The sequence below is a fragment of the Herbaspirillum lusitanum P6-12 genome (assembly GCF_000256565.1).
Classification (GTDB): domain Bacteria; phylum Pseudomonadota; class Gammaproteobacteria; order Burkholderiales; family Burkholderiaceae_D; genus Herbaspirillum; species Herbaspirillum lusitanum.
Genome location: NZ_AJHH01000105.1, coordinates 1 through 20545, shown reverse-complemented (window position 1 = coordinate 20545; position 20545 = coordinate 1). Strand labels below are relative to the sequence as shown.

The window sequence follows — 20545 nt, the reverse complement described above, 5'->3', positions numbered from 1 at the left end:
AAGGGGGCCGCGGCCCTGAAATGGCCACCCGGGACGTCTGGTTGGGTGACCTGCGTCTTGCCCGCGAGCTGGGCATCCGCTCCAGCATTCACATGGGCGCCTATGCGCGAAACGCCAAGGTGCGCGCAATCGCGCAGATGCATGAAGCTGGCGTCTTGGGCGAGGATTTGACGTTCGTCCACTGCTGCTGCTCCCACGACGACGAGATTTCGATGATGGCCGACGCCGGCGTTACTGCCTCCCTCGGGGTGCACTGTGAACTGAATGCGCAGGGTATCGGCGACATTCCCTTTGACCGTCTGCTGGCGGCCGGCATCCGCCCCAGCTTGAGCGGCGACACGGAAACGAAATGCGCTGGCGACATGTTCACTCAGATGCGGCACGCGTTCGCCTACTACCGCTCGTGGATGGGCGGTGGGCATTCCAAGGCCAAGGCAGCTCCGGAAACGATGACGATGCGGGACGTGCTTGAATTTGCGACTTTGGCTGGTGCGAAGGCGACGGGCCTGGACGGAAAAATCGGCTCCCTGACACCCGGCAAGCAGGCGGACATCGTCATGATTCGTGCTGATGACATCAACCTGGCACCGGTCTCGGATGCGGTCGGCGCAATTGTCCTGGCTGCCCATTCCGGCAACGTGGACTCGGTGTATGTCGCCGGGCGCGCGGTTAAGAAGGCAGGCAAGTTGCTGTCCGTGGATGTCGACCAAGTGCGCGCCCGGGCCTTGAGCTCGCAGCAGTTCGTCTTGGAGCTGCAGTGATATCGACTCAGTCCATGCAGGCGCTGGACCCGCAGCTGGCGGAGATTGTCCACAAAGTGGCGGAAGCCGGCGCACCCCCACCGTTTTCTGGAACGCCAGAGCAAGCTCGGGGCCGCCTGCGCCAGGCAATCGAGCGAGGCAGGGCGGGGAAAACCCTCCCGGAAGTGCTCTCGACGCAGGATGTTCTGGCTTCCGGCCTGGTCAATGGCCAGCTTGTCGAGGTGCCAGTTCGCGTTTATCGTCCAAAGGCTAGCCAGGGGAAGGTGCCGACCATCGTGTTCTTCCACGGCGGGGGCTTTGTCCTGGGCAGCATTGAGCTCATGGATGACGTTGCTCGCAAGATGTGCCGTGATACCGGAGCAGTTGTCGTCTCTGTCGATTATCGGCTGGCACCAGAAAATCCCTTCCCCGCCGCCCACGATGACGCCCTGGCTGCAACCAATTGGGTGGTGGATAACGTGGAGTTGCTCGGTGGTGACGCAACTCGGGTGGCAGTAGCTGGAGAGAGTGCCGGCGCTAACTTGGCTACGACCGCAGCAATTCTGTTGTCACGAGAGCGTCCAAAGAGCCTGGTTGCCCAGTTACTGGTTGTGCCCGGTGTCGATATGGCTCGCGACGTATCCGAGATTGAGGACCGTGGAATCGACTATCCCATGCTCAAGCCCAGCGATTTGCGCGACATATCGAGGCTGTACATGGGGGACCAAGCGTCTCGAGCGAAAGGGTTTCCTCCCTCGCCGCTTCGTGCATTTTCCTTGGATGGAGCCCCGCCAGCGCTCGTCGCAGTGGCAGGCCACGACCCGCTGAGGCAAGAAGGATTGGCCTATGCGGAAAAACTGTCGCAGAACCGTGTTCCTGTGAAGGTGCTCAACTTCGACAGCATGTTCCACCTCTTCTTCGGGATGTTTGAAGCATCGGCCGGGGCATGCCTCGCCAATGACGAGATTTGCCAGTCTTTCTCTCGCTGGATTGAGGCCCATTCCAGCGAGGGCGCGGGATGCAGCGCCGCTAATTTCAGCTGATTTTTTCTTAGGAGTTTTGTAATGCGTTACGTATCGGTTTTATATCAAGGCAAAAAGGCCCTCGGTGTTCGCGAAAGCAAAGGCATTCGCATCATCGGCGACGAATCCCTGGAAGAGCTGCTGGCGCGCGGCGTCGGCCTCAAGAGCTATGGCGACACCTTCAAGGAAGGTGTGGTCGTCACGGAAAAGGACATAACCTACCTGCCGCCACTTTCCCGTCCGCCAAAAATTATCTGTGTGGGCCTGAACTATGCTGACCACACCAAGGAAAGCAACTTCGCACAGCCGGACTATCCGACGCTGTTCTTCCGTGTGAACACAAGCCTGGTGGCGCATGCTGAGCCGATGATTCGTCCCGCAGTCAAGGACAGCGAAGGCCTGGACTTTGAAGGTGAGATTGCTGCGGTAATTGGAAAGGGCGGCCGTCACATTGCTCCTGCTGACGCGTTGTCGCACGTCGCCGGCTACAGTCTCTTCAACGATGGCTCCGTACGCGAATACCAGTTCAAGACCCCGCAGTGGACGGTAGGTAAGAACTTCGACGCTACTGGTGCCTTCGGCCCCGACCTCGTCACGGCCGATGAGCTGCCAGCTGGTGCCAAGGGCCTGCGCCTGGAAACCATCCTGAACGGTCAAGTGGTTCAATCGGCCAGCACGGACGAGATGGTCTTCGATGTCGCGACCGTCATCAGCATCGTCAGCCAGGCCATCACCCTGGAACCGGGCGACGTGATTGTCACCGGCACCCCCTCGGGCATCGGCTGGGCGCGTTCGCCGAAGCTCCTGATGAAGGCCGGCGATGTGTGCGAGGTTCGCGTCGAGGGTATTGGCACGCTGCGCAACGTCATCGAAGACGAAGCACGTTAAACGCAGTCGTGGAGTTAAACGGGCCTCCGGCAACGCTTCGTGAGGCTCGTTGTTTAGGAGATATCGTCGTGGCAGCAATTCATTCGATTGACCATTTCGCGCTGGCTGTACCTGATTTGAACTTGGCAAGGACGTTCTTTTCTACATTCGGACTGGAAGTTCAAGAGAATACGGCCGCCGAAGGCGGCCTGAATGTCCTCGCAGCCGACGGCCACCGTTGGGCGCGCGTCGTGCAGGGTGAACGGAAGCATCTGGACTACTTGAGCTTCAATGCCTATCAGGAGGACATCTTCCCGCTGCACAGCCAGGTGACTGAGGCGGGCGCGACCAATGTGTCGGTCGTTTCGCAAGGCGACGAGGTCTCTTTCTGGTTTCGCGACCCGGACGGTAACCGCATTCAGGTACGAGCGGGGCCCAAGACCACATTAGATGAAAAGCCGACCAGGATGAGCGAGAGCACGCCAGCGGACAAGCGTGGCGCATGCATGCGCTCGCAGGCGGTGACCGTGCGTCCCTCTCGGCTTTCGCACGTGCTACTGTTCACGCCCGATGTACTTGCATCGGTAGCGTTCTATGAGCGTGCTCTAGGGCTACGCCTTTCGGACAAGTCACGCGACATCATAGCCTTCATGCACGCTCCCCATGGTTGTGACCACCATCTCGTGGCATTTGCCAAGAGCAGCGCCCGCGGCTGGCATCACTCTTCCTGGGATGTTCCCGACGTCAATGCAGTGGGTGCCGGCGCTGCCCAGATGGCTGCGGCAGGATATACGAAGGGCTGGGGCACCGGGCGCCATGTACTCGGCTCCAACTACTTCCATTACGTGGAAGACCCGTGGGGCTCTTTCTGCGAGTATTCGGCCGACATCGACTATGTATCGGCCGACAAGCCGTGGCTGGCTGGCGACTTCCCTCCTGAGGACTCCTTGTACCTTTGGGGGCCAAGCGTGCCAGAGAACTTTATCTTCAATACCGAGGCATGAGCCTGAAGGAAAAACGCATCCACTTTAAGGAAGTGCAACTTGAGCACCAGACTGCCCGAATTCTCCGTCGAAAATGCATCTCCAGAGCAGAAGGACGTGTTGCAGACGATTCTCTCCGGCCCGCGCGGCAACTTGAATGGTCCATTCCTGTCATGGATTCATAGCCCTGAGCTGGCTAGCCGCGCACAGGAGCTGGGTGCCTTCTGCCGCTATGGAACGGGACTGTCCTTGCGGCTATCCGAGCTTGCCATCCTGTGCACTGCCGCCAAGTGGAAGTCGCAAGCCGAGTGGTACATCCACTATCCAATAGGCGTCGATGCAGGCCTCAAGCCCGAAGCGCTCGAAGACATCCGACAAGACAAGGTGCCCAAATTCGAGAACAGCGACGAATCACTGATTTGGCGGTTCGTCGACGACCTGTACGAGAAGAAGCGGGTCTCCGACGAGATTTACCGCGAGGCAGTCGCCGGCTTCGGCATCAAGACGGTCGTGAATCTGGTAGGGCTGCTGGGATACTACACTCTGGTGGCGATGAGCTTGAACGTATTCGACGTTAGGGCGGATGGGCAGGTCGAGCTGCCTTTCCCTGACACCCCGTAACGGTCTGCTTCAACTGGGTCGGTCCTTTTTCGAGCGGATAACTGGCCATGTCCCGTTATGCGCATCAGCAGATTTCTGAACTAACGAAGGCAATAGAAATGATGGATACAATTTTGCAGACGAAATTCATGCACGTGAAGCCTGGTGACACCCAGTACGTTGAGGGTGGCCTGCGCGATTTTTTCGTTTATCGGGACCTGGGCATTGCCGAGGCCACCCACGGAAAAGTCATCGCTCAGTTGGTGCGTGCGAACGCGGCGCCTGAGGCCGGCACCGGATGGCACGTGCACGCGGCTGAATTCCACATCGTCTACATGCTGAAGGGTTGGGCCAAATTCATGTACGAGGACCAGGAAACGCTCGTCAGCGCCGGCGACTGTGTGCACCAGGCGCCTGGCATTCGGCACTTTTTGTTCGACTACTCGCCCGACATGGAATACCTGGAGGTGGTCGGCCCGGCCGATTTCGCCAGTGTCGGAGTAGAGGGGCCGTGTACGGTACCGCAACCCGCACCCTGGGCATAAGTCCTGGCAGTCTCATCTTCTTTGCTGCCCGCAGAGGTTGTGCCCCGAGCGCATCCCGGGGCTTTTTTTGCGGAATGGGACGGCGGTGAACCCGCTGGTGCTCAGAACCGGTCGAAAGACTAGCTAACGAGAGGTTGCGGCTGACCCGCCCCTTTGTATTCTGTTCATTCAGGGCTTTGTTTCGGTGCACTACCGATGGTCGATACTTATCTACACTCGCCCTTCTTTAAGCGGCGCACGTCTTCAACTTTTTCTCGTGCTATTTTTCCATCAGTTTCCGTCAATCTATCGATGGCAACTCGACACATCTGACCATTTGCAATGTAAGTCATTTCGTATTGCTCATCTTTTTTTGGATTGAAGGCGACCTCGACGTAACATTGGACTCCAGCTCCTTGATACGCGGTAAAGATTTGCATTTCTTTTCCGGCTTCAATTACTCGCTCCACGACATTCTTATTTCCGTCATTCGGCTGTGAACCATACATATCTGCTCTACTGACATCTGACTTGAGAAACGAACTGAATGCCGCTAGCACTGGGGCAGAGTCGACCTTGCATGTCGTGCTGGCATAAAGGAGCGCTGTCCCAGCACTGTGGTTCACCACCCGAATTTTTGCGGTATCCCCTGAGGTCGGTGATATGTATGGGTTCTTTACTGCACAGCCGGTGAGGAGTGTGAGAGCGGCGAGCACCGCACAAGATAAAGACGGATGTTTTCTCATTTTGTTATTTTAATAAGTGCTTTTGGGAAACTTATTATATTGGGATTTCAGCATGCGGAATAAAGTATCTTGAGTAGGATGGTCGTGATTTGCGACCGATTCGAAAGAATCCATTCCAAGAGTTTTGAATTCCAATCACCTTCTTTTAACTATACAAAGTAAGGCAATCATTTTGTGCAGGTCCTGAACCGCAGCGAAAGCTGAGGCGCTCGCATGCACGGCGGTCTGTCCCAAGGTTCTCTGTGGTAGCTACCAGGGGCCTTCGGACAGACCGCCAACTGTAAACACACATACTGTCCGAAAGGACACGCCGGGGCGCCACCCCGACAGGTATCAGGTCGCCAACCTGATGCCAAGCAAACGCTGTAGCCGCATGCCTCTAATAGGGCTGGTGCGGCTGCGATGGGCGCTGAAGGGTGTAATTCCCTTCTTCGACCCAATCCGCCGGCATATTGCCAAGGCGAGGTTGGGCGACACGGAAACGGCTCCAGGCAGGCAATGGCCTGGTGACCTGTTATTTGGTGAAAGTCGGTGAAAGGCCGATGCGGGGGATGTGCCGCAAGGGCATAACCCGTACCGCACACGTAGGCTGATGAGCGTACAGCGATGTACGAGGGCTGCAAGGGGAAACCTGGCGCGGTTGGCACCTTGGGAAACCATGGGCCTCTGGATAGCTTAAGCGTGTAACGGCACCCCTCGATGGGTGCTGTGCGGAGCAACGTAGAGCCATAGGCATGAAGCCGTGGTTCGTAGTCGATGAAGCACAATCTGAGTACCTGAGCCGCTATGGAACATCGAGCCAGGGAAACCTAAGGGAAGTCGGACGACTAGGGGCGTGTGGAGATGGTGGCGCTACGTTGCGCAGTAGCTGGTAACTAACGTGGGAACCTCTCACCGTACCGTATCGGATGGCTCCGTACGGGAAGATGGCGAGAGGGGGAGATTAACTGACTAGGGGTCGACTCAATGTGCGATACGACCGAAGCACTTGGGGAGCTGCGAAAGCGGCGGCATGGTTGGCGCCATGTCCCGAAAGGTTGAAGCGTTTTGCGAAAGTATGTGGTTAACCGTGCCGTTTTTTTGGTTGTTGGCTGACGGACCTTAGAGGTTTCGGCCAAATAGTTTCATCATCGTTTGTCGCAACCATTTAATACCTAAGTCATTTGCAAAGCGACCGTGCCAATGTTGCATCACGCGGTAATCTTCCAATTTTAACGGTAAGGGCAATAGGCGAACTGGATTGTTGTCCGAAACAATTTCTCCAAATTTCTCTGGGACTATTGCCAGGAAATCGGTGTCAATTACGCTCGATACCACACCCAGATAGTTGGGTATTCTCAAGCCGATTTTTCTCTTGATGTGCTGTTCCGTTAGCATCTTATCCACCACATTGTGCGCAGTGCCCTCGGTAGCAACGACAATATGTGCTTCCTCCTCGAAATCGCGCAGAGTCAGGCGTTTTCCAGTGATGCGGGGATGGTCGCTACTCACCAAACAGACGAAACGTTCGGTGAACAATGCTTGTTGGTAAAAGCCAGCATCGATACCTGCTAAGTAGCCTAAAGCCAGGTCGACGGCTCCCGACTCCAAGTCGCGCACTGTACCCTCAGATACATAGCTCAGGTCGAAACGCACCAAAGGTGCGTGTTTCTTGCAGTAGGCAAGCAGTTGTGGCATTACCACGCGTTGACCTACGTCGGTCATGCATAGTCCGAACATACGGTCAGAAGTCGCCGGGTCAAAGCGAGTGCGGTGTTGAAGGGTCGACGTTAGTGTTGTGAATGCAAGACGCATGGGACCCACGATTTCCTCGGCAAGAGGGGTGGGTTGCATGCCTTGGGAAGTGCGAGCAAACAGAGGGTCGTCAAAATGCTCGCGCAGTTTGGCCAAGGCCATGCTCACAGTGGGTTGTCCCAAGTCCAGGTTGATGGCCGCTTGAGAGATGCTTTGGGTCTTGTGAATCTCGATAAATATTCGCAAGAGTTTTAAATCGAGGTTGTTCATATGAACTATCAAAAATATTGATTTAGTTTATCAGTATTAAGGCATTGTTTGATAGTCTTCAAACTCCTAGACTTCCTAAAAAATACATCAGGCTTCGTTAGAAGGATTCCTGGTGTGGAAAATTCAAGTCAGGAGAACATGTTGAATTCCCTAGTTAAGAAGCATCCCATCTTAGTTGCCGGTGGTGGTATTGGTGGTTTCGCCGCCGCCTTGTGTCTGGCTCGTCAGGGCTATCCGATTCAACTTTTTGAGCAAGCTCAAGAAATCAAGGAAATTGGGGCCGGCATCCAAATCGGCCCCAATGCGTTCCGCGTTTTCGAGCGTCTGGGGCTCGTGGAGAAGGTCACCGCCAAGGCGTCCATGCCTGAGAGCTTGGTAATGATGGATGGCATCACTGCCGAGGAAGTTGTCTCTATCCCATTGCAGGGGCAATTCCGCGAACGCTTCCAATACCCTTACGCGCTCATTCATCGCGCTGATTTACACCAAATTTTCGTCGATGCCTGTGCGGCCGAACTCAATATCGAGGTTGTCACAGGTACCCGCGTCGAGAACTTCACCCAAGAAGGCGCTTTGGTGACCTTGCATACCGAGCGTGGCGACTACACCGGCGCTGCTCTCATCGGGGCCGATGGTCTGTGGTCCACCATCCGCGCGCAAATCGCTAATGATGGCCCTCCACGCGTTTCTGGTCATATTGCTTACCGCGCTGTGCTGCCAACCTCTGATGTACCTGAGGAGCTGCGCAGCAACACCATGACACTGTGGGCAGGCGCCAAGACTCACTTGGTGCAATACCACCTTCGTGGCGGCGACTTGTTCAATCTGGTAGCGGTCTTTCATAGTGATAAATATGTCGAGGGCTGGGATTCCAAGGGGGACAAGGAGGAATTGCATAAGCGATTCTGTGACGCCGCTCCGCCGGTCAAGGCTTTGCTCGACAAAATTGACTCATGGCGCATGTGGGTGCTGTGCGACCGAGAGCCAATCAAACAATGGACCTCTGGCAACGTCGTTCTACTGGGTGATGCAGCTCACCCGATGCTGCAGTACATGGCCCAAGGCGCGTGCATGGCGATGGAAGATGCTGTCGTCCTGGCAGAGGAGGTGGGGCGGGACGCCACCGATTTCGCCAGTGCCTTTGTGCGTTATCAAAATCGTCGCTATCTGCGTACGGGTAAGGTACAGATGAGTGCCCGCCTGTATGGCGAGTTCTACCACGCTGCCGGTGTCAACCGTGAATTGCGCAATCAGTTCTTGCGGGCCCGGAGCCTCGAGCAAACGCTGGATGGCATGGCTTGGCTGTACAAAGGTATCTAGGCGATGCCGCTGCGTATGCCTACGAAATGAAATTGTGAATGCTGAATTGACTGGAGTCCCAATATGAAGATTTGCCGCTTTGACGATAATCGCCTCGGTCTGGTGGAAGGTGACGTCGTTCGCGATGTGACCGTCGCGCTGGAAATTTTGCCCGCCCATACCTATCCTTTCCCTCGTTACGACCTGTTGGTCGCGAACTTGCCCGCGTTGGTCGACCGAATCAATGCGCTGAAATCTGATGCAGAAGTTCTGCCTCTGTCATCAGTGCGTTTGCTTTCGCCGGTCGCGAATCCCGGAAAGGTAATTGCCGCACCGGTCAACTACCAGAAGCACCTCAAGGAGGTGCTTGACGACCCGAACCTGCATCACGACAACCAAATCAACCATATCGAACGTGCAGGCCTTTTTCTCAAGGCAACCAGTTCAGTGGTCGGTGCTAGCGAAGGCGTAGCCCTGCGCAAACTTGACCGTCGTAATGACCACGAGGTCGAGCTGGCAGTCGTCATTGGCAAGCGAGCCGCCAACGTCAGCCGTGCTGACGCACTTAATTATGTGGCCGGGTATTGTATCGGACTCGATATCACTATCCGTGGCCCCGAAGAGCGTAGTTTCCGAAAATCGCCAGACACCTATACCGTCTTCGGTCCATGGTTGGTCACTGCCGACGAAATTACAGAGCCAGGTAAGCTGGACTTCTCGATTGCCGTCAACGGCGAGATTCGCCAGCAATCGAATACTGCTGACCTTATTTTGGGCGTAGAGCAGTTGATTGAATTTGCCTCTGGTTTCTATACATTGGAACCGGGCGATATCATCATTACCGGCACTCCAGAAGGCGTCGCCTCCATTAAGCCCGGCGACAAAATGCTGGCTCGCATGGAAGGCATCGGCGAGATGGCTGTAGCTGTCCGCGCAGCGTGAGGAGTCAACCATGTTGAGCGCGCAAACTAGCCTTCCGCCGGAGACCATCGCCAAGCGCAATGAACTCTATCGCCGCCTGGATACAGTGGCGGCAACGCCCTTGTGGAACGTCATGGCACGGCTGGTAACTCCGCAACCGCAACCGCTGTCGGCCCCAGGAAAATGGGAATACGACCGGATGCGTGAATTATTACTGGAGGCAGGTGAGCTTATTACGGCCAAAGAGGCCGAGCGCCGCGTGCTCATTCTGGAAAACACAGGATTGCGCGGTATGTCGCAAATCACCCAGAGCCTGTATGCCGGCCTGCAAATGATTCTTCCGGGTGAGATAGCGCCTAGCCATCGTCATGCAGCGTCCGCCCTGCGCTTCGTTCTCGAAGGGGAGGGTGGTTATACCGCTGTCGATGGCGAACGAATTTTCATGGAGGTGGGTGATTTCATCATTACCCCTTCCTGGACATTCCATGACCACGGCAACCACGGTAAAGAGCCGGTGATTTGGCTGGATGGGCTGGATGTACCAATTGTCAATTTATTCGCCACCAGTTTTGCCCAAAGCTATCCCGGGGAGCAGCAAGCCATCAGTCGTCCGGAAGGTGATGCGCGGGCACGCTACGGTTCTGGGTTGCTACCGATAGAGCATGTTGCGGGTGGCAGCTCTTCACCGGTTTTTCATTATCCCTACAAGGTGGCAAAGGCATCCTTGGATGCTTTACTCCGCGCTGGAACTGTCGATGCCTGGCACGGCGTGAAGCTGCAATATGTCAATCCTCTGAATGGCGATTACGCCATGCCGACGATGGCTGCCTATCTTCAGCTGCTGCCGCGTGACTTCGCTTCATTGCCTTACCGCTCCACCGATTCCATGGTCTTTTGCGTTAAGGATGGGCAAGGTGAGTCGATTGTAGGAGAACAAGTCATCAGTTGGAAGCGGGGAGATGTCTTCGTCGTTCCTTCGTGGTCGACCGTCACGCACAGAACAGAAGGAGAGGCGGTGTTATTCAGCTTCTCCGACCGCGCCGCACAGAAAAAACTGGGTCTCTGGCGCGAAGAAAAAGAAGGCACGTCCAGCTGACGCTACCACACAAATATAAATAAGAAGCGCTGAAGCGCCATCAACAAGGAGGAGAACAAAATGCAAACGAGTTCGTCGTTGTACGTCAACGAAGTAATTGACAGCCGCCCAGTAGGCGGGCTGCAGTGGTGTTCCATTGTCACCTGCATCCTCATCGCGGTGCTTGATGGTTTCGATACGCAGACCATTGGTATGCTGGCGCCGGCCATGTCCAAAGACTTGGGCATCCCGATTTCTCAATTCGGGCCCATCTTCAGCGCCGGCTTGCTGGGCATGCTGATAGGTGCGGTAGTGCTTGGGCCAATGGCTGACCGCTTTGGGCGCAAGACGATGGTGGTACTGTCGACCATCATCTTCGGAGTGCTGTCTTTTGCAACCGCCTACGCGAGTGGTCATGACGAATTATTGGTCCTGCGCTTCTTGACGGGTATCGGCCTTGGTGGGGCGTTGCCGAATGCGCTGGCTCTGGCTTCCGAGTATTCGCCACGACGTTATTCGCGCGTGATTGTCTCCACCCTAATGTGCGGAATGCCACTCGGCGCGGTATTGGGCGGCATAGTGGCCTCCATATTGCTGCCGTTGCATGGGTGGCACTCGGTCTTCATGGTAGGCGGTGTCTTGCCTGTGGCCGTAGCGCTGTTCGCAATCGCCTTCATGCCAGAATCCGCCCGTTTTCTGATTCTGCGTAACCAAAGCGACCGCCGTCTCGGCGCCATCATGCATCGCATCGCACCTGACTTGCCGCGCGAACAGCAATTTCATGTCCCATTGTCGCGTTCGACTGGTGTCCCCATCGGTGAGCTCTTTTCTAAGGGGCGATGGAAAGATACGGTACTACTGTGGATTCCCTATTTCATGAATCTGGTGGTGCTCTATTTTATTGTCAGCTGGATGCCGGCGGTGCTGGTCGGCGCGCACCACCCAGTGTCGGTAGGAATCGCAGCTATTTCCTTCTTCAGCGGTGGCGGTGTGGTGGGTTGCCTGCTCCAAGGTTGGCTGATGAATTCTTTCGGTGTTCGTAAAGTGCTCGTGACGGAATTGGTGCTCTACGCGGTACTGGCCGCCGTTCTCGCAAATTGGCCGAGCTCCTATGCGACGGTGGTAGTCGTGAGCACGCTTATGGGTGTCGTGATTCAAGGTGCGCAAGCTGGATTCAACGTGTTGGCCACTGAAATTTATCCCACACATATGCGGGCCACTGGCGTCGGATTTGCTATTGGCATTGGTCGAATCGGCTCGATTTGCGGCCCTCTGTCCGGTGGGTTGATGCTGGCACTGCAATTGGATGTGAAGCATATCTTCCTGATGGGGATTGCTCCGGCGCTGTTGGCTAGTTTGGCAATTCTGCTCAATCGGCGCGCGGACCAAGGCGCCGTCCAAGAAGACATCGCTTGACTCTGGCGGGAAATTTCAATGGACAAATCGCATCAGCCGGCTGCTCTGACTTTATTCGAGAAGCTCTGGCAGGCCCACGTTGTTTCCTCTGACGATGAGGGTAACGCTTTGGTCTACATTGACCGGCAATACGTCTATGAAGTAACCAGCCCTCAAGCCTTTGAGGGACTGCGAGAAAAGAAGAGGAAGGTGCGGCGGCCCGGTACAGTGCTAGCGACAGTGGACCACAACGTGCCGACCACCGCCAGAGATGTCCCAATGCGGGACCGCCTTGCACAGCTTCAGGTCGATACGCTGACAAGCAATTGCGCGGATTTTGGTATTCCTTATTTCGATATCCGTGATGTGCGTCAGGGTATCGTGCACGTGGTCGGTCCCGAACAGGGCGCTACGCTACCCGGTAGCACCGTCATCTGTGGAGATTCCCACACTTCTACGCATGGTGCTTTTGGTGCGCTGGCATGGGGCGTTGGGACTACTGAAGTTGAACATGCCTTGGCTACACATTGTTTGTGGTTGGTGCGACCTTTGACCACGCGCATTACGGTGAAAGGGACGCTTGCGCCAGGAGTGGGTGCGAAGGACCTGGCACTATACCTCATCGGTTTCCTGGGGACGCAAGGTGGCATCGGCCATGCAATCGAATTCGCGGGTGACGCGATTGCCGCGTTGAGCATGGAAGGTCGCATGACCTTGTGCAATATGGCCGTAGAAGCTGGAGCTCGTTTCGGTCTGGTTGCCGTCGACGATACAACCATCGATTACCTTCAGGGACGCCCATTAGTTCCATCGGGTGCGCAATGGGATGCAGCCAATGCTTACTGGCGCCAGCTCAGGAGCGACTCTGGCGCGCAATTCTACCGTGAGCTGGAAATCGATGCAGGCACCGTCAAGCCGATGGTCACTTGGGGAACGTCACCAGATATGTGCGTGGGGGTAGATGGCGTTGTGCCGGACCCAAGCCAAGAGGAAAATATAACTCGTCAATCTGGAATGCGTAAGGCGTTGGCGTACATGGATATATCCGCCGGCACGCCGATGGAGCAGCTTGCCTTGGATAAGGTTTTCATCGGCTCCTGCACAAATGCCCGTATTGAGGACCTGCGTGCAGCCGCAGCAGTCGTACGCGGCTACACGGTATCTCAAACAATTCGACAGGCGCTCGTCGTCCCAGGCTCAGGTTTGGTCAAGCGTCAGGCCGAGCAAGAAGGGTTGGACAAGGTCTTTCTTGCCGCTGGCTTCGAATGGCGGGAACCTGGTTGCTCAATGTGTTTGGGTATGAATGACGACCGATTGGCACCCGGAGAGCGCTGTGCTTCGACGTCTAATCGTAATTTCGAAGGACGCCAAGGACCAGGGGGGCGGAGCCACTTGGTGAGTCCTGCCACGGCAGCAGCGGCGGCTATCTGCGGTCATTTCACGGATGTACGTACTTGGAGCTTTCAGTGATGGATACCTTTACGAATTTCAGCGGTATTGTCGCGCCGCTCGACTACGCGAACGTAGACACAGACGCCATTATTCCAAAGCAGTACATGAAATCAGTCAACAAGTTAGGCCTTGGGAAATATTTGTTCGATGAGTGGCGGTATGAGGACATTGGCGAGCCAGGGATGGATTGCGAGGGGCGGCCGCGTCGTGCCGACTTCGTTCTCAATCTCCCGGAATACACCCATGCAAAGGTGCTGCTGGCACGTGAGAATTTCGGTTGCGGTTCGAGCCGGGAACACGCTGTTTGGGCGTTGGCCGACTTTGGGATAAAAGTCATTGTGGCACCGAGCTTCGGCGACATATTTTTCGCGAATTGCACGCGTAACGGCATCTTGCCCGTTCGCCTGGCATCGGAAGAGATTGAGCAACTGTTTCGGTTAATCAAGGAACATCCCGGTATTAGCGCTAGCGTCAACCTCTCGCAGCAGATTTTTGCGGCGGAAGAAAATGATAGCTACCGCTTCGAATTGCCGGGACGCGCCAAACAATTGCTGCTGCACGGCGGCGATGAAATCGGGATGACCCTTTCTCTGTCCACACAAATTGACAATTACGAGCGAAGCCGGGCGTACCGCGAACCCTGGATGTTTTGACATCCAGAACCAGACACGGCGACGCAGTTCAAGGAAGCCACGTCATCTATAACTATAGCGGAGATAACGTAATGAACAAAAAGCTTACGGCACTGATAGCTTGCGCCACAGTGATGGCTGCCAGCGGGCAAGCACACGCGCAGGACGCGGTCAGCATATACGGCATCATTGATACAGGTGTGCTCTACACGACCAATGCCAATGCCAACGGTAACGGGGTCTTCAAGATGCCTTCGCTGACCGGCACTTTTCCTTCCCGACTGGGATTCAAAGATGCAGAAGATTTGGGCGGGGGCAACCAGGCACTGTTTGTTCTGGAGGCAGGTTTTGGGCCTGACAGCGGTGTAATGGGACAAGGTGGGCGTTTGTTTGGTCGCCAATCTTGGGTCGGCCTCAAAGGTAACTGGGGCCAGGTTTCGCTGGGACGACAGTACGCCATGACCTATATCGCCATGCAGAAGACCGACGTCATGGGGCCGAATATCATTTCTATCAGCAGTCTTGATGCTTACTTGCCCAATGCACGTACTGACAATGCCATAGGCTATATCGGCACTTTTGAAGGCATCACCTTGGGTGCTACTTATAGCTTCGGCCGCGATGCATCAGCCGCAGGAGGGCCTGCAGCCACCAATTGTGCTGGTGAGGTCGCTGGAGATGCTAAGGCTTGCCGTCAGCTAACAGGCTTGTTGGGTTACGAGCGCCGTGAATTTGGCATAAACACTTCTTATGATGTGCTCCGCGGCGGAAGTGGCGCAGCTGGTGGTCTGAGTAACAGTGACGCCAAGGACCAGCGTGTGGGTCTTAACGGCTATTTTTTTGTTGGTGACTTGAAGTTTGGTCTAGGCCTGCTTAACCGGCGCACGGATGCTGTGGCGAACGTTCATACTCGCTCTAACCTCTGGTATCTCGGCGTCAGCTATCCCTTGAGTGCCGCCTTGATACTGGATGCGCAGGTGTCGCGACTGGACGTAAAAGATAGTCCCAACGATGTTGACCTTGCAGTGGCACGGTTGACCTACATGTTGTCAAAGCGCACAGCTCTTTACACTTCGCTAGGGTACCTCCGGAATCACGGAACCTCAGCTATTGCTATCGATAGCGGCGGTACGGTGAAAGCGGGAAGTAATCAGACTGGTGTGATGATGGGTATTCGCCATACCTTCTGATTTAGCCATCCAGAATCTGCTTCAATTGTGGATCGCATCAGACTACCGCTACATTAGGCCTTTGACATTCTTCGACGACTCCAAAATGACAACGCTGCCCTGAGGGCATCGTTGTCGTCTAAGACATAGTTTTTACTGCAGTTTTATTTCCGTCTCTCTTTAGGATTTGCGCCTTGGAACTCGGCTCATCGTCAGGCCTCGGTCCAGCCGGAGGGGGCACTCCAGTTTGATACACAATCCTACCTAAGCAATCAGGTAAGAGATTGGAGTGATCGACGTGGCATTACTAGGAATTATTCGGCGCTGGCACTTACGTGACCAGATATCGCTAAGGGAGATCGCCAAGCGACTTGGCATCTCCAGAAACACCGTTAGACGTTACCTGCGCTCTGAAACTGTAGAGCCAGCCTACGCTGACCGGCGTTCAGCCAGTGCTCTGGATGTGTACACATTCAAACTATCCGCATGGCTTAAAACCGAATCCACCAAATCTCGGAAGCAAAAGCGCAGTCTCAAGCAGATGCACGCAGACTTGTGTGTGTTGGGATTTGAAGGCTCTTATGATCGCGTTGCCGCGTTCGCCCGGCAATGGAAAGTGGATCAGTTAGACAGGGTCAATGCTGCGAGCAAAGGAACAACCATGGAGCTGAAGGATCGCAAGATTCGTGTGAATTCGATGAGTCCCGGACCAATCGAAACCCAGGCGTTGGAGAAAGCAGGCCTTACTGCTGAACAGGCGGCGCAAGCGGCAGCTCAGTTTGCCGAGCAAGTCCCCCTTGGTCGCAGGGGAAAGCCGGAGGAAGTTGCAGCCGTCGTCCTATTCCTTGCTTCTGACGAGAGTTCGTATATTACCGAGGTGGATCTGGCGGTCGACGGGGGGGATGGCGCAGGTTTGAATTGAACATTGAAAATAAAACGGCGGGTGTTCTTCAGGAACATCCGCCGTTTTGATTCGTCTTGCTATTTAATATCTGAGCGCCAGTTTTTCGTTCTCTCTTTTTGGGATGACTGCTTCTGACTGATTGCAGACTCTCGAGGCATAAGCTCCCTCCGCCTGTACGCTTGGCGTCTTTCGCAATCCATGACACTGCCAATTAGCGCAGAGTGTGTTTCCACAGCGCTGGCCAAGCTGGGTTTGTAATGCAGTGAGCAAATGCAGAAGAAAGCGAGAGCGCCGGGATCAAGGTCCCGGCGCTTTTTTTATCGCCGCTACGCTTCGTGGCATTCGCCATGCCGTAACGCTTCGGCAGCAATTGCCGGTCGTTCGTCGACGGGACCGCTGCGCGGCAGTGGATCACATCCTGGCAGCACACCATCGGCTGGACGTCGTGGTGAACAACGCCGGGATGCTGATGGCCGGCTTGACCGAAGCCTTCTCCGCCGAGCAGGTCGCACGCATCATCGACACCAATGCGATTTCCTGGCTGCGCGTCAACCGCGTAGCCTTGCCGTCGATGCGACGCCAGGGGAACGGACTACTGATGTACGTGGGCAGCACCACCTCCCAACTGCACGAGCCCTTCATCGGCCCCTACGTTGCGAGCAAGGCCGCCGGAGATGCGCTGGCGGAAATCATGGGGATGGAGATCCGGCCGTTCGGCATCGACAGCGTCATTCTTGTTCCCGGTGCGTTCACGTCCGGCACGGAGCACTTCGCCGAGCTTCCCGCGCCGGCGTATCCTGCCATCACGCAACAATACGGTGAGCTGGCGAAGCGGATCGAGACCCTCGGGGATCGTCTTCATGCAATCGACATAGCCAATGGCGGACCATTGGATGTCTCCGCCGTCGGACTTGCCGCAGTTGAAGTACTGGCCATGCCGCCAGGCCGGCGGCCGCTGCGCATGTTCATCGACGGCCAGCGCAAGGGGACCGAAGCCATTGAAGAGATCAGTCACGAAAAGCAGGACAGCTTCCTGCGGAAAATGGGACTCGAAGATCTCGCTTTCCCGGCACCGCTGACCAAGGACTGAACACCCGGATGCTCACTTCCACAGGCGGAAAACATTTAAAGAACTATCCGGGCCGCCATCATCACCGGAGCGTCGGGCGGCATCCGGTGACGTCGGCAGACAGATCGCCTTGCGACCGGCCGGGGACGGCTTCGCAATCGTGGCGATTGATCATTCGATTTCGATGATGGAGGGGGCGCGTTTTCCTAAGCGTCTTGCGCCCTTTTCTGTACAAACGACGGTGTCGCCCCAAAGAATTTTTCTTGTGCCATCTTTGCTGAAAACAGTGGGCTTGACGATGAAGACGCTGTTTTCCTTCATTTCCCAATTGGCCATAATGTCATCTCTGACCGAATACACCGCAAGTGGCGAGTCGTCACCCAGGCCGCGACCATGCATCAGATTTGCGCACGTAAAACGATCATTCGACATTTGAGCAACGCGAGTCGTAATTTCTCCCAGTGTCACGCCTGGGCGGAGCATGTCGTAACAGAGCGCAATGGCTTCCTGTTGAAGAGCGAACATTTCATGATATTCGGCGGGAGCTTTGCCGACAAACAGGGTTTGGGTATTCTGTGCGACGTAACCACCCCACCTCGCTTCCGTTTCGGTGATGATGATGTCTCCGCGCTGAAGCGGTCGCCGGGTCGGCATATATGCATTGGAAGGCGGCTGCGGCCAGCCGGCTGACCACAGGATCATCGAAGGCAATTCACCGCCGCCCTCCACGATGGACGAGATCATATGGGCATACACCACGTTTTCCGACACGCCGGGAAAGGCCTGTGAGGCGAGAATGTCTATAGCTCTCTCTACCAGGGCAATACCGGATTCGAGGAAACTTATTTCTTCGTCTGATTTGACGAAGCGCGCTTCTTCCATCAGCGCGTTTGCGTTGACCAATTCGACTCCTGGCAAGGCCGCGCGCAGTCGTTCGACAATGCCATGCGAGGTGACGCCTTCCGGAAACCTCGTATTCCCGGAAAGACCAGTCACTCCCAGCCGCTTGATGCCGCCAAGTTCTTTGATTCGCTCCACAACTGCGCCGGCAAATCCCCAGCCGCCCGAGATATTCCGGATATCCGTGACCCAATCCTGTCGCTCAAGCCAGATGCTTTTGTGGACGTCAGGCGTGCTTATCGCGGTCACCTCTCCCTCTCGGGGAAACACTGCCGCCATAAGAGCATGGTTGCCTCCCAAACCGGTCAGGTACCGCACATTGGCTTGGAACATATCGAAAAGGCCTGTGTTGGGCGGGGCAAAAATTGCATCAATATCTTCGCGAGCCATCAATTCGCGAACCTTTGTCCAGCGGCGCGACCGTTCTTCGAGCGAAAACTTTGGGGTTCCCCATTCGTTGTACAACATCGTGGTTTCCTCTTCGGATATTGAGAGTGACTAAAATGTGTGACGCACACCAATTGCGAGGCCGGCCTGTGCCTGTCCTGGTAGCGTGCCAGGACCGATGATGCCGGGTTGGCCATCGACGCCAAGATTCAGCGATCCACTGTTTTTCATGTAACCGACATTCATGTAAACATCAGTGCGTTTGGATAAAAAGTAATCGAGGTACGCCGCCGCCAACGTTGCGGAGCCTTGTCCCGTGCTGTACTTTTGATGGAACACGCCCACCGCGGAGTTCAGCTGTGCTGACCAGGCATGTTGAGCGCCGGCCCATATCAAGTCGTAGGTGGCGACAGGAATGGCATTCAATGCCGTCTGGTGATAGTGCTGATAGCCGGCAAAAATTTTGTCTTTTTCGAAAGTCAGACTGCCCGCCAGAAAGATGCGATCGGTGATCTGATTTTTCGTATCCGGAGTGGTGCCATTCAGGTGATCGATTGCAATTCCTCCTGCCAGGAAGCGATCGTCATAATTGATGCTCATGGACATTTCCCGCGCGATTCGCGGGCTGCCGGCAGTTTCCTCATAGGCACCGGAATAGCCGGTGCTGTAGAAGCCCGTCAACGTCCATGACCCCAGGGACCTCCTGTATTTGATTGAATTGTCGGCACGTCCCCCGAATCCGGTCACGTCCATCGAGGGCAGAGAGTAGGCAAAAATCGACAGCGGGTCAAAATAGTAGGCCTCTTCATATAGCAGGGAGATATGGCGGCCCAGCGTCAGTTCTCCCTGGCATCCGCTAAGCCCTACGTACGATGAGCCATGGAACAGTTTTCCGTTGGGCGACAGGGAGCCGGTGTCCGGGAAAAATGCCGCGTCAAGTTTGAATATCGCTTTCAGACATGGATCGATAGTTTCGCTTCCCTTGAACCCGATCCGGGATAGTTGCGCATTGGCGCTTTGCTCTCGGATGAGCGTGCCCCCCCGTTTCGTGCCGGCGACCGGGGCATTGCTGAGCGCTTCGATACCGACATCCACTACGCCATACACAGTGACTTCCGCATGGGCTTCAATGGAAAGAGAAAACGAGACGATAAGGAATCCCGCAAAATTAAATTTTGACGATTGCATGTTTGTCTCCGTTGGCATGCCAGGGCTTCATGCCCTGGCTTTTTTTATTTTGATTTGTTGAAGAAGGTCGCGATTGCTGCGGCTACGACAGGTAGCAGCGCCATTAGGTAAACTTGGTTGATCGTGAGATGGAACGTCAGGAACAGCCCTCCCAGCAGTGGACCGGTCATTGACCCGATACGACCGATTCCTCCTGCCCAGCCAATGCCTGTTGCGCGTATGGATAGCGGGTATATTTTTTCAATGGCGAAGACGTTCAGGCCCGCCTGAATTCCGTTGACCATGAAGCCAAGCAATCCAAAGAGCGCAACGGAAAAGATGAGGTTGGATGAAACCGCCGACAGCGCTCCAAAACAGCATAGGCACGCTACAAATTCCATCAAGATGAAACGCCGTACTCCGAACCGGTTCATCAGCGCTCCTTGAGCGAGGGAGCCGATCATGCCGCCAAAGCTAAATGCGGTTACGGCCAGAACTCCCGCATCGCGTGTCAACTCGGTCGTTCGGAGTAAAGAGGGAATCCAGCTGATGACAAAGTAAATAATCAGGACATTGAAAAAGCATGCAATCCATAGCAGGATGGTTGGGCCAAGGAAGCCTTGGCTAAACAACTCTTTAACCGATCCTTTTTTGCGTTGATCGCTTACGTAAGAATAGCCGCCGGCCGG

Annotated in this window: 20 protein-coding genes; 15 read left to right on the top strand and 5 right to left on the bottom strand. The window is 55.4% G+C overall.

Annotation, left to right across the window (positions count from 1 at the left end):
• The 6 genes from HLUSI_RS26815 to HLUSI_RS0103695 all read left to right on the top strand — a co-directional run.
• The coding region (locus tag HLUSI_RS26815; protein ID WP_040503132.1) for an amidohydrolase family protein at nt 1–761 on the top strand (761 nt) is incomplete at its 5' end.
• Between the two features lie 14 nt (nt 762–775).
• Complete coding sequence (locus HLUSI_RS0103715; protein ID WP_040503131.1) at nt 776–1783, top strand: alpha/beta hydrolase; 1008 nt, start codon at nt 776–778, stop codon at nt 1781–1783.
• Nucleotides 1784–1804: 21 nt separating this feature from the next.
• On the top strand, nt 1805–2650 hold the full coding sequence (locus HLUSI_RS0103710; RefSeq protein WP_016832691.1) for a fumarylacetoacetate hydrolase family protein: 846 nt from the start codon (nt 1805–1807) through the stop codon (nt 2648–2650).
• A 68-nt stretch (nt 2651–2718) separates the two neighbouring features.
• Complete coding sequence (locus tag HLUSI_RS0103705; protein ID WP_016832690.1) at nt 2719–3633, top strand: VOC family protein; 915 nt, start codon at nt 2719–2721, stop codon at nt 3631–3633.
• A 39-nt stretch (nt 3634–3672) separates the two neighbouring features.
• Entirely contained in the window at nt 3673–4233 is a 561-nt protein-coding gene (locus HLUSI_RS0103700; protein WP_016832689.1) for a carboxymuconolactone decarboxylase family protein, read from the top strand.
• A gap of 101 nt (nt 4234–4334) precedes the next feature.
• Nucleotides 4335–4757: a cupin domain-containing protein gene (locus tag HLUSI_RS0103695; protein WP_029363087.1), complete on the top strand. Its 423-nt coding sequence runs from the start codon at nt 4335–4337 to the stop codon at nt 4755–4757.
• 206 nt (nt 4758–4963) lie between these two features.
• Here the strand turns inward: HLUSI_RS0103695 and HLUSI_RS32355 are convergent, their stop codons facing one another.
• The gene (locus tag HLUSI_RS32355) at nt 4964–5482 is read right to left on the bottom strand and encodes a hypothetical protein (protein ID WP_157137734.1); all 519 of its coding nucleotides are present in this window, start codon (nt 5480–5482) and stop codon (nt 4964–4966) included.
• A 1101-nt stretch (nt 5483–6583) separates the two neighbouring features.
• Nucleotides 6584–7486: a LysR family transcriptional regulator gene (locus HLUSI_RS0103685; protein WP_016832686.1), complete on the bottom strand. Its 903-nt coding sequence runs from the start codon at nt 7484–7486 to the stop codon at nt 6584–6586.
• A gap of 138 nt (nt 7487–7624) precedes the next feature.
• Between HLUSI_RS0103685 and HLUSI_RS0103680 the strand changes: the two genes are divergently transcribed.
• From HLUSI_RS0103680 to HLUSI_RS26800, 9 genes are all read left to right on the top strand, one after another.
• Nucleotides 7625–8806, top strand: a complete 1182-nt coding sequence (locus HLUSI_RS0103680) for a 3-hydroxybenzoate 6-monooxygenase (protein ID WP_029363086.1) — start codon at nt 7625–7627, stop codon at nt 8804–8806.
• A 63-nt stretch (nt 8807–8869) separates the two neighbouring features.
• The gene (locus HLUSI_RS0103675; RefSeq protein WP_016832684.1) at nt 8870–9727 is read left to right on the top strand and encodes a fumarylacetoacetate hydrolase family protein; all 858 of its coding nucleotides are present in this window, start codon (nt 8870–8872) and stop codon (nt 9725–9727) included.
• A 10-nt stretch (nt 9728–9737) separates the two neighbouring features.
• A complete protein-coding gene (gtdA, locus tag HLUSI_RS0103670; RefSeq protein ID WP_016832683.1) occupies nt 9738–10802 on the top strand; it encodes a gentisate 1,2-dioxygenase in 1065 nt (354 codons plus the stop codon).
• Nucleotides 10803–10862: 60 nt separating this feature from the next.
• The gene (locus tag HLUSI_RS0103665; RefSeq protein ID WP_016832682.1) at nt 10863–12197 is read left to right on the top strand and encodes an MFS transporter; all 1335 of its coding nucleotides are present in this window, start codon (nt 10863–10865) and stop codon (nt 12195–12197) included.
• An 18-nt stretch (nt 12198–12215) separates the two neighbouring features.
• Entirely contained in the window at nt 12216–13646 is a 1431-nt protein-coding gene (gene leuC / locus HLUSI_RS0103660) for a 3-isopropylmalate dehydratase large subunit (protein ID WP_016832681.1), read from the top strand.
• Nucleotides 13646–14281, top strand: a complete 636-nt coding sequence (leuD, locus tag HLUSI_RS0103655; protein WP_016832680.1) for a 3-isopropylmalate dehydratase small subunit — start codon at nt 13646–13648, stop codon at nt 14279–14281. Before leuC ends, leuD begins: the two co-directional genes overlap by 1 nt.
• A 71-nt stretch (nt 14282–14352) precedes the next feature.
• Complete coding sequence (locus tag HLUSI_RS0103650) at nt 14353–15450, top strand: porin (protein WP_016832679.1); 1098 nt, start codon at nt 14353–14355, stop codon at nt 15448–15450.
• 268 nt (nt 15451–15718) lie between these two features.
• Nucleotides 15719–16351 carry an SDR family oxidoreductase gene (locus HLUSI_RS34595; protein WP_083830829.1) on the top strand — a complete coding sequence of 211 codons (633 nt, stop codon included), beginning with the start codon at nt 15719–15721 and terminating at the stop codon, nt 16349–16351.
• 205 nt (nt 16352–16556) lie between these two features.
• Nucleotides 16557–17423, top strand: a complete 867-nt coding sequence (locus tag HLUSI_RS26800) for an SDR family NAD(P)-dependent oxidoreductase (RefSeq protein WP_157137733.1) — start codon at nt 16557–16559, stop codon at nt 17421–17423.
• A gap of 150 nt (nt 17424–17573) precedes the next feature.
• On the opposite strand, the gene HLUSI_RS0103635 is transcribed toward HLUSI_RS26800, so the two are convergent.
• From HLUSI_RS0103635 to HLUSI_RS0103625, 3 genes are all read right to left on the bottom strand, one after another.
• The gene (locus HLUSI_RS0103635; protein ID WP_016832677.1) at nt 17574–18770 is read right to left on the bottom strand and encodes a M24 family metallopeptidase; all 1197 of its coding nucleotides are present in this window, start codon (nt 18768–18770) and stop codon (nt 17574–17576) included.
• A gap of 30 nt (nt 18771–18800) precedes the next feature.
• A complete protein-coding gene (locus HLUSI_RS0103630; RefSeq protein WP_040503127.1) occupies nt 18801–19877 on the bottom strand; it encodes a porin in 1077 nt (358 codons plus the stop codon).
• Nucleotides 19878–19921: 44 nt separating this feature from the next.
• Nucleotides 19922–20545 (bottom strand): MFS transporter (locus tag HLUSI_RS0103625; RefSeq protein ID WP_016832675.1); only part of this gene is annotated, 624 nt, incomplete at its 5' end.